General features: G+C 72.7%; 8 protein-coding genes. 7 read left to right on the forward strand and 1 reads right to left on the reverse strand.

What is annotated here, in order from left to right; translation table 11 throughout:
- Positions 1–14: 14 nt before the first annotated feature.
- Together ACWC5C_RS37405 and ACWC5C_RS37410 are read left to right on the forward strand one after the other, a co-directional pair.
- Positions 15–680 carry a haloacid dehalogenase type II gene (locus ACWC5C_RS37405; protein WP_450883010.1) on the forward strand — a complete coding sequence of 222 codons (666 nt, stop codon included), beginning with the start codon at positions 15–17 and terminating at the stop codon, positions 678–680.
- 9 nt (positions 681–689) lie between these two features.
- Positions 690–1,973, forward strand: a complete 1,284-nt coding sequence (locus ACWC5C_RS37410) for an NAD(P)/FAD-dependent oxidoreductase (protein WP_450883012.1) — start codon at positions 690–692, stop codon at positions 1,971–1,973.
- A gap of 49 nt (positions 1,974–2,022) precedes the next feature.
- Here ACWC5C_RS37410 and ACWC5C_RS37415 read toward each other — a convergent pair whose 3' ends face one another.
- A complete protein-coding gene (locus ACWC5C_RS37415; protein ID WP_450883014.1) occupies positions 2,023–2,835 on the reverse strand; it encodes a DeoR/GlpR family DNA-binding transcription regulator in 813 nt (270 codons plus the stop codon).
- Between the two features lie 213 nt (positions 2,836–3,048).
- Here ACWC5C_RS37415 and ACWC5C_RS37420 point away from each other — a divergent pair, with 213 nt between their 5' ends.
- The 5 genes from ACWC5C_RS37420 to ACWC5C_RS37440 are packed head-to-tail and all read left to right on the forward strand — an operon-like array spanning position 3,049 to position 8,639.
- The gene (locus tag ACWC5C_RS37420) at positions 3,049–4,389 is read left to right on the forward strand and encodes an ABC transporter substrate-binding protein (protein WP_450883016.1); all 1,341 of its coding nucleotides are present in this window, start codon (positions 3,049–3,051) and stop codon (positions 4,387–4,389) included.
- Positions 4,389–5,417 carry a carbohydrate ABC transporter permease gene (locus ACWC5C_RS37425; RefSeq protein WP_450883018.1) on the forward strand — a complete coding sequence of 343 codons (1,029 nt, stop codon included), beginning with the start codon at positions 4,389–4,391 and terminating at the stop codon, positions 5,415–5,417. The genes ACWC5C_RS37420 and ACWC5C_RS37425 overlap by 1 nt, the downstream gene beginning before the upstream one ends.
- Positions 5,418–5,420: 3 nt before the next feature.
- Entirely contained in the window at positions 5,421–6,302 is an 882-nt protein-coding gene (locus tag ACWC5C_RS37430) for a carbohydrate ABC transporter permease (protein ID WP_450883020.1), read from the forward strand.
- Positions 6,299–7,639 (forward strand): ADP-dependent glucokinase/phosphofructokinase, encoded by a 1,341-nt coding sequence (locus ACWC5C_RS37435; protein WP_450883022.1) that lies wholly within the window; start codon positions 6,299–6,301, stop codon positions 7,637–7,639. The genes ACWC5C_RS37430 and ACWC5C_RS37435 overlap by 4 nt, the downstream gene beginning before the upstream one ends.
- A complete protein-coding gene (locus tag ACWC5C_RS37440) occupies positions 7,626–8,639 on the forward strand; it encodes a tagatose 1,6-diphosphate aldolase (RefSeq protein WP_450883024.1) in 1,014 nt (337 codons plus the stop codon). The genes ACWC5C_RS37435 and ACWC5C_RS37440 overlap by 14 nt, the downstream gene beginning before the upstream one ends.
- The last annotated feature ends 707 nt before the right edge of the window (positions 8,640–9,346 follow it).

Consider the following 9,346-nt stretch of genomic DNA (forward strand, 5'->3'; position numbering starts at 1 on the left):
GTGAGGTGGAGAACATGCGCCAGGTAGTGACCTTCGATGCCTATGGCACCCTCGTCGATTTCGAACTCGTCCCGGCGACGCTGAAGACGCTGCGGGACCGGCTCGATCTGGACGGGCTCGACGTGGACAAGTTCCTCGACAACTTCCGGGTGATGCGCTTCCAGGCAGTCCTAGAGGCGTACCGCCCGTACGACGAGGTGCTGCACTCCAGCCTGGAGAAGGCGATGCGGCTGCACGGGCTGGAGTTCCGCACCTCCGACGGCGACGCCCTGGTGGAGGCGGTGGCCGGGTTCGGGCCCTTCCCCGAGGTGCCGGAGGCGCTGCGGGCCCTGAAGTCCCGCTATGAGATCGCCATCATCTCCAACACCAACGACGATCTGATCGCCCAGAACGTCAAGCGCGTCGGCGTGGAGTTCGACCATGTGATCACGGCCCAGCAGGCCGGGGCGTACAAGCCGTCCCGGCAGACCTTCGAGTACGCGTACAAGACCATCGGCGTCGACCCGTCGCAGGTCATCCACACCGCCCAGGGCTGGGAGTACGACCTGATCCCCACCCGGGACCTGGGGCTTGCCCGGCGGGTGTGGATCAACCGGTTCGGCCGCCGGGGCAGCACCGCCTACCAGCCCTACGACGAGCTGTCCGACCTGTCCGGCCTCCCCGCCCTGCTCGGCTGCTAGGAGCACCGCATGAAGCAGATCCCGTACTGGCTCGACACCGCCCCGCCGTTCCCGGACCGCTCGGGCAAGGAACTGCCGGACGCGGTGGACGTGGTGGTGATCGGCGGCGGTCTCACCGGTCTGTCCACCGCCCTGCACACCGCCCGCAAGGGCGCCGAGGTCCTGCTCGTGGAGAAGGACAAGATCGGCTCCGGTGCCTCGGGGCGCAACGGCAGCATGTGCACCCAGGGCATCACCATCTCCACCGGCGAGGCGCGCAAGCGCTACGGCCAGCCGCGCGCCCGCGAGCTGTACGACGCCTTCCGCGAGGCGGTCGACGTCGTCGAGGAGCTGACGGAGAAGGAGGGCATCGACTGCGACTTCACCCGGTGCGGCCGCCTCGGGGTGGCGTACAAGCCCGAACACTTCGAAGCGAAGAAGGCCCAGCAGCGAGATCTGGCCGAGAACTTCGGCCATGACACGGTGCTGCTGAGCCCGCGCGAGCTGCGCGCCGAACTCGGCTCGGACTACTACCACGGCGCGCTGCTGGACCCGCTCAGCGCGGGACTGCACGTCGGCAAGTACGTGCACGGCCTCGCGGACGCCGCCGAACGGGCCGGGGCGCGCCTCCACGAGCGCAACGCCGCCACCGCCGTGACCCGCGCCCCGGACGGGTCCTTCCTGGTGGAGACGGTGCACGGTACCGTGCGCGCCAAGCAGGTGATGGCCGCCACCGACGCGTACACCGACCGCTCGCTGCCGTGGTTCCGCAAGCGGCTGGTGTCGGTTGGCAGCTTCGTCATCGTCACCGAACCGCTGGGCGAGGAGCTGGCCCGGGAGGTCATCCCGAAGGCCCGTCTGGTGGTCGACTCCAAGAACATCGGCCACTACATCCGGCTCACCCCCGACCACCGCCTCGCCTTCGGCGGCCGGGCCCGCTTCGCCCCCTCCGACCCGGCCTCGGACCGCCGCAGCGGGGCGGTATTGAAGCGGGAGATGGCCGAGATATTCCCGCAGTTGAGCAACGTGCGCATCGACTATGTGTGGGGCGGGAGCGTCGGTTTCTCGTACGACCGCATCCCGCACGCGGGCCAGGCCGGGGGCGTGTACTACTCCATGGGCTACTGCGGCCACGGCGTCCAGATGGCCACGTACATGGGCCGCGCCATGGCCGAGGTGATGGACGGCCACCCGGAGGCCAATCCGCTGCGCGGCATCGGCTTCCCGAAGATCCCGGTGCCCTTCTACAACGGGACGGCGTGGTTTCTGCCCTTCGCCGGGGCGTACTACAAGGCCAAGGACCGGCTCACGTAAGACACGCCATACCCGCGCGCACCCCGCCGGAGCCACGCGCCCGGCGGGGTCAGCCGTCGTCCTCGGGGAGGTACGGCCCGGCGAGGGTGACCTCGGCCCGCTCCAGGGCGAGGGCCAGCTCACCGCTCGGCGGCTGCTCGCTGACCAGCACGTCGACGCGGCTGAGCGGGCAGATCCGGGCCAGCGCCCGGCGCTCGAACTTGGCGGTGTCCGCCAGCACCACGACCCGGGACGCGGAGTCCATCATCTCCTGGATCATCTGGGCCTCCGGGATGTTGGACACCGACAGCCCGGACGCGCTGACCCCGCCCACCGCGATGAGGGCGGTGTCCGCGCTCACCCCGGCGGTGTCGGGGAAGCGGATCGGGCCGATGGTGACCAGCGCGGTGGTCCGGCACGCGCCGCCGAGGACGAACAGATCGCGCAGGGCCTGCGCCGGGACCATCCCCGGAACCCGCAGATTGTTGGTGACGATCGTCAGCCCCCGGTGGCCGCCGAGCGCGGCCACCGCCGAGAGCACCGTGGTGCCGCCGTTGACGAGCAGGGTCTCGTTGTCCCGCACCAGCCGGGCGGCGGCGGTCCCGATGGCGTCCTTGGCCTCCCGGCGCTCGTTCATCCGGTCCGCCACCGGGCTGTCCGCCGTGGCCAGTTCGCCGCCCGGCACCGCACCGCCGTGGGTGCGCGCCACCAGGCCGCGCGCCGCGAGATGGTCCAGATCGCGCCGTACGGTGTCCACCGAGACGGCGAATTCCTTCGCCAGCTCCCCGATGGTGGCCTGGCCGCGCTGCTGGATGAAGGCGGTGAGGTCGGCCCGGCGGCGCGCGGGCAGATTCGCCGCCCGGGTGCCCTCTGCTGACGTCATCGTGTGGTCCCCCTTCATCGGTGGTGCCCTTCGTGATGCTGCGCAACACCGCAGATTCTCGCACCTTACCGCAAGAAGCTGCAGCACGACCCTTGACCGGTGGGGGCCGCCGCCGTAGCTTGCAGCAAAGAGCCGCATAAACCAGCGCTTCTTTGTACGTCTTTCTGCGTACCCCTTTCTTGCACAGCTTTGTGTCGCGTCAATGGAGTCGCCGTGGAGCCGCACCCACCACCCACCCGCCCCGAGCCACCGTGGACCCGCCGCCGGGCGCTCTCCACCGGCGCCGCAGCCCTCGGCGCGCTCGCCGCCACGCCCCTGGTCACCGCGTGCGGCGGCGGTGAGGCGGCCCGGCGGGTGGGCGGCGGTGGCGGACGGCGCACCGAACTCACCTTCGCCTGCGCGGCGTTCACCGGAGGCGCGGCCGGAATGCAGTCGTTCGCCGACCGCTACAACACCGCCCAGAGCCGCTACCGGGTGACCGTCCGCAACCTGCCGCCGCCCAGCTCCAGCACGGAATGCCATCAGCAGCTCACCCAGCTGCTGGCCCGCAAGGACGGCACGGTCGACGTCTTCGCGCAGGACGTGGTGTGGATCGCCGAACTGGCCGACGCGGGCTGGGTGCACCCCCTGGACCGGGACGTCTCCGCGGCCCTGCGCCGCTCCTTCTTCCCCGGTGTGGTCGACGCGTGCACGTACCAGGGCCGACTCGTCGCGCTGCCCTGGTACGTGGACGCGGGCGGCCTCTACTACCGCACCGACCTGATGCGCGCGCTCGGCCGCAAGCCCCCGACCGAATGGCACGAACTGGCCGACATCGCGGCCGAGATGCAGCGCGGCCGGGTGCCCATGGGCTATCTGTGGCAGGCCAAGCAGGCCGAGATCCTGCTGTGCGACCTGGTCGAGTTCATCGCCTCCAACGGGGGACACGTCATCGACCCCTCGGGAGCGGTCCGCGTGGACAGCCCCGCGTGCGTCGAGGCCGTCCAGTTCATGCGCGACCTCGTCCACCGCTACAAGGTCAGCCCCTCCGAGGTGTTCTCGTGGGACGAGGAGCCCAGCCGCCGCCCGTTCACGGCGGGCCGGGTCGGGATGATGCGGCACTGGAGCTATGTCTACGGCGTCTCCCAGAACCCGGACCAGTCCAAGGTCGTCGGCAAGGTCGACGTCGCCCCGCTGCCCCGCTTCCCCGGTGGCACGTCCTCCTCCTGCCTCGGCGGCTACCAGCTCGGCGTCGCGGCGGGATCCCGCAACAAGGAAGGTGCCATGGACTTCCTGCACTGGCTCGCCGGCACCGAGGCACAGCTCGCCTTCGCCCTCGACTTCGGCAACGCCCCCTCCCGCGTCTCGGTCTACGACGAGAAGAAGCTCGCCACGGGCCAGCCCGCGATGGTCAAGCTGAAGGAGGCGTTCGGCAACGGGGTGCCCCGCCCGGTCACCCCGCACTACTCCCGGGTCAGCCTCGCCCTCCAGTCCGCGGTCTCCCGCGCCCTGGTCTACGGCGATGTGCGCGGCACCCTCCGCTCCGCCCGGCGCGACCTGGAGGCGATCGTCTGATGGGCCACCTCGCCTTCTTCCACCGAACGCCCGGACAGACCCCGCTGCGCGGCAAGCACCGCGCCCCCTCCCTGGAGCAGCCGCGGCTCACGCCCGGCCCCGAGGACCCCGGAGGCCCGCGCCGCCGCTTCTCGCCACGTGAGTCCTCGTCCCCGGGCCCGCGCCTGGTGGGCATCGTCCTGCTGGCGCCCGCGCTCGCCGCCGTCCTCGCCGTCTCCCTCTACCCGGTGCTGCGCACCCTGTGGCTGTCCCTGCACGACGCCGGGTTCTCCAGCGGATCGCGCTTCACCGGCACCGCCAACCTGTCCCGGCTGCTCGGGGACGATCTGTTCTGGAACGCCTGGTGGCGCACGGTGGCCTTCGCCTTCGGCACCACTCTGGTCGAGACCGCGCTCGGCATCGGCTTCGCCCTCGTACTGCACCAGTCCTTCCGGGGCCGTGGCTGGGCCCGCGCCGCCGTCCTCATCCCGTGGGCCATCCCCACCGTCGTCACCTCGCGGATGTTCGGCTGGATCTTCGACGGGCAGTCCGGTGTCGCCAACTACCTGCTGACCCGCCTCCATCTGACCGACGGCTACGTCAACTTCCTCGGCGATCCGCACACCGCCCTGGCCACCATCGGGCTCGCCGACGTGTGGAAGACCACCCCGTTCATGGCGCTGCTGGTGCTCGCCGCGCTGCAGACCGTGCCGAAGGAACTGGGCGAGTCCGCGAAGATCGACGGCGCCTCGCCCTGGTGCACCTTCCGCTCCGTCACCCTGCCGGTGATCGCGCCCGCCCTGCTGATCGCCGCCCTCATCCGGATCCTCGACGCCTTCCGGGTCTTCGACCTGCCGTACGTCCTCACCGGTGGCGGACCGGCCGACTCCACCGAGACGCTGTCCACCTTCGGCTACAAAACCCTCTTCTCCGGCCTCGAACTGGGCTACGGCTCGATGATCGCCACCGCCGCCTTCCTCACCGAAGTGCTCATCGCCGCGGGCTTCGCCTACTACCTGAGCCGGCGCTACCGCGCCCTGGAGGGCTGAGCCATGACCGCCATCCCCGCGCCCGTCCCCGCCGCGCCCGCCGCCCTCCGGGCCCGCCGCCGGGCGCTCACCCGCCGGATGCTGTTCCGGCTGGCCGTCACCGCCGTGGTCGTCTGGTCGCTGGCGCCGTTCCTGTGGCAGCTCAGCACCTCGTTCCAGCGGGACCGCGACCTGTCCTCGGTCACCCCGCACTGGCTGCCCGTCCCGGGCACGCTGGAGCACTACCGGGCCGTCTTCACCGACTACGAGTTCGGCAAGTACCTGCTCAACAGCGTCATCGTCACGGTGACCGCGACCGCCATCGGGCTGCTGCTGGCGGCCCTGGCCACCTACGCGCTCGCCCGGCTGCCGGTGCCCGGCAAGGGCGTGGTGCTGGCCGTGGTCCTCGGGCTGTCGATGTTCCCGCAGATCTCGATCGTCGTCCCGCTCTACCTGGTGCTCAACGCGCTCGGGCTGCTCGACACGTACACGGGTCTCTCCGGTTCGTACGTGGGGCTCGCCCTGCCGCTGATGATCTTCGTCCTGTACGCGCACTTCCGGTCCCTGCCCACCCAGCTGGACGAGGCCGCGGCCATCGACGGCGCCGGGCTGCTGCGCACCCTGCGCAGCGTGATCCTGCCGCTCGCGCTGCCCGGGATCGCGGCCGCCGGAATGCTCGGCTTCATCACCAACTGGAACGAGTTCATGCTCGCGCTGGCCTTCACCTCCTCGCCCGAGCACCAGACCGTGCCGGTCGGCATCGCGGGCTTCCAGTCCCAGTACTTCGTCCCCTGGGGCGACATGGCCGCCGCGTCCGTCGTGGTCACCCTGCCGCTGGTGCTGATCGTCATGGCCTTCCAGCGCCGCATCGTCGCGGGCATCACCTCCGGGGCGGTGAAGGAGTGACCGCCCGCACCGGCCTCTCCATCCCGCGCGTCGTCGCCCGCGACGAGCTGTGGGCCGAGCGGTACCGCGCGCTGGCCGACCGGGTCCGCGCCCGGGCCCGGCAGGCCGCACCCGTGCTGGCCGGGTTCAGCGCCTGCGTCGACCACGTCCGCCGGATGGATCCGGACCGGATCGCCGCCCTCGCCGCCCAGGCCACCGCGCCCGGACCCGCCGGTGAGGTCGCCGCCGAGGTCATCGGCCGCATCCGCGACGGCCGGGGCGGCGAGATCGCCCTGCCGTGGCCCGGCGGCACCGACTGGGTGGGCGCCCTGCTCGGCCCGCCCGACCGGGTGCAGCTCGGCGGCACCGGACCGCAGGCCTCCTGGGCGCTCGCCGTGCTCGGCGCGCCCAGCGTCGTCCCGCTGGCCGACCGCAGCGCCGAGCAGCTCGCGGTGCTCCACCCCGACGTGACGCTGTGCACGGCCGAGGGCACCGCCCCGGCCGGGCGGCTGACCGGCGCGGAGGCGCCCCTGCCGGGCAGGGTGAAACAGCCGCACAGCGTCCTGGAGTTCGCCGAGGGCACCCCCGCCCCCGGACTGCCCGGCGGGCTGCCCCGCTCGTCCCGGATCATCCTGCGCTTCGTGGACGACGGGATCGAGCGCGACGAGTGGTTCGCCGCCCGCTCCGGCGAACTGGCCCGCACCGCCGAGGCCGGGCTGCTGTCCGGCATGAACGGGCTGCCCGAGGACGGCACCGGGCCCGCCGACCGGGCCTGGCTCACCGAGGTCGTACGCACGTGGCGGGACGGCGGACTGCCGCTGCTCCACCTCGAACTCGCCGAGTTCACCAGCGTCCGCGCCCTGCGCGCGGGATGCGAGGAGTACGCCCCGCTGGCCGACTCCGTCGGCATGAGCCTGTCCGAACTCGCCGCGCTCGCCGGTCCCTCGGCCCGCACCTCACCCGCCACCGTGGCGGCACACTTCGCCACCGCGTACCGCCTGGACCGGGTGTGCGTCCACGCGGACGGCTGGGTGCTCGCCGTCCACCGAGGCGACCCCACCGAACAGCGGACCGCGCTGATGACGGGCAGCCTGCTCGCCGCCGCGCGGGCCGCGCGCGGCGCCCCAGCCGCCGACCTGGCGCCGCCACCGGCGGCCGACTACACCGAGGACCGCCCGGCCGACGGGCCGGTGGGGGAGGGGCTGCGCGCGGACTGCGTCCCCGCCCCTCACCTCAGCCGCCCCGCCGCCACCATCGGCCTCGGTGACACGTTCGTGGGCGGGCTGCTGCTCGCCCGCTCGCTCCACTCCGGCTGTGCCCCGACCCGTACCCGAAAGGACCCCGATGACCACGCCTGACCTGACCACCGACCCGGGCAAGCTGCGCGGACTGACCCGTGTGACCAGCGAGGACGGCTTCTTCCTGATCTGCGCCCTCGACCATCTCTCGGACTTCGCCGAACTGCTCGCCCCGGACCCCTCCACGGTGGGCTTCGCGGACGTGGTCCGGGCGAAGGACGCCGTCATCCGCGCGGTCGCGCCCAGCGTGACCGCCGTACTCCTCGACGCCCACTACGGCGTCGGCCACCTCACCGCGAGCGGCGCCCTGCCGCGCGACGTCGGCCTGATGGCCAGCATCGAGGACGAGGACTACCGCATCCCCGAGGGCCCGCGCCGCACCCGGCACCGCGACGGCTGGTCCACCCGGCAGATCAAGCTGGCCGGGACCGATGTGGCCAAGCTGCTGTGGTGGTACCGCCCGGACGGCGACCCGGCCACCGCAGAACACCAGCGTCAGGTGGTACGCGACCTGGTGGCCGAGTGCGCGGAGCTGAGCCTGCCGCTGGTCGTCGAGCCCATCTGGTACCCGCTGCCCGGCGAGGACCCGTCGTCGGCGGAGTGGAAGGAGCGCCGGGTCGCGGGCATCATCCAGTCGGCCGTGGACGCCGACCGGCTCGGGGTCGACATGCTCAAGGTCGAGTTCCCCGGCTACGTAGACACCGAGCAGGGCCGCGCGGCGGCCGCCACGGCGTGCAAGGAGCTGGACTCCTCGGTGCGCGTCCCGTGGGTGATCCTTTCGGCGGGCGTCGGCTACGAGGACTTCCGCACCCAGGTACGGATCTCCGCCCAGGCCGGGGCGTGCGGCTACCTGGCGGGCCGGTCCATCTGGCGCGACGCCGTCTCCACCCACGACCCGGCCGAGCGTGCCCGGGGCATCGAGCAGGCCCGCGGGCGGCTGGACGAGCTGAACGCGGTCATCCGCGAACACGGCCGCCCGTTCCTGCCGGGCCGCTCCCTGGACCAGGCCCTGGCCCACCTGCCCGAGGGCTGGTTCCACACCTGGCACCCGACCGTCTGACGCCCCGCTGACGCCCCCGTGGGCTCCAGGGGCCGCCTTCCGCCCCCGCCGGACCCGCTGCCCGGCGCCCCGGAAGGCGCCCCCGCCCCGGCTGCGTCGCCGGACTCGATGCGGGGCCGCCCCGACCACCGCTGGTACGTGACCCCGCTAGCCGCGTTGCCGGACTCGTCCGGCCCGCCTCCGGACTCGGCCCGGGAGGTGCGCCCGCGACGGCGTCCCGGGCGCGCGCTGCCCCGGCTTCGGCTGGGCCGTGTACCCGGCCGCTGCGTTGCCGAACCCGTCCGACCCGTCCCGGACTTGGGCCGGGAGGGCGACTCGATCGCACGCTGCGTCGGGAGGCGGCTCCGCTCGCCGCGCTGCCGGACTCGTCCGGCCCGTTCTTGGGCTCCGTGCGGGAGGTGTCTTCGTGGGGGCGTCCTGGTCGCGTGCTGGCCCGGCTTCGGCTGGGCCGTGCCCCGCTGCGTTGCCGGACTCGTCCGGCCCGTTCTTGGGCTCCGTGCGGGAGGTGTCTTCGCGAGGGTGTCCCGGTCGCGTGCTGGCCTGGCTTCGGCTGGGCCGTGTCCCGCTTGCTGCGTTGCCGGGCTCGTCCGACGAGGCCCGTCCCCGGACTCGGCGCGGGAGGTGCGTCCGCGAGGACGTCCCGATCGCACGCCGCGTTGCCGGGCTCGTCCCGCCCGTCTCCGGGCTCCGTGCGGGGCACCCCGCAC

Source organism: Streptomyces sp. NPDC001700, from assembly GCF_053596435.1.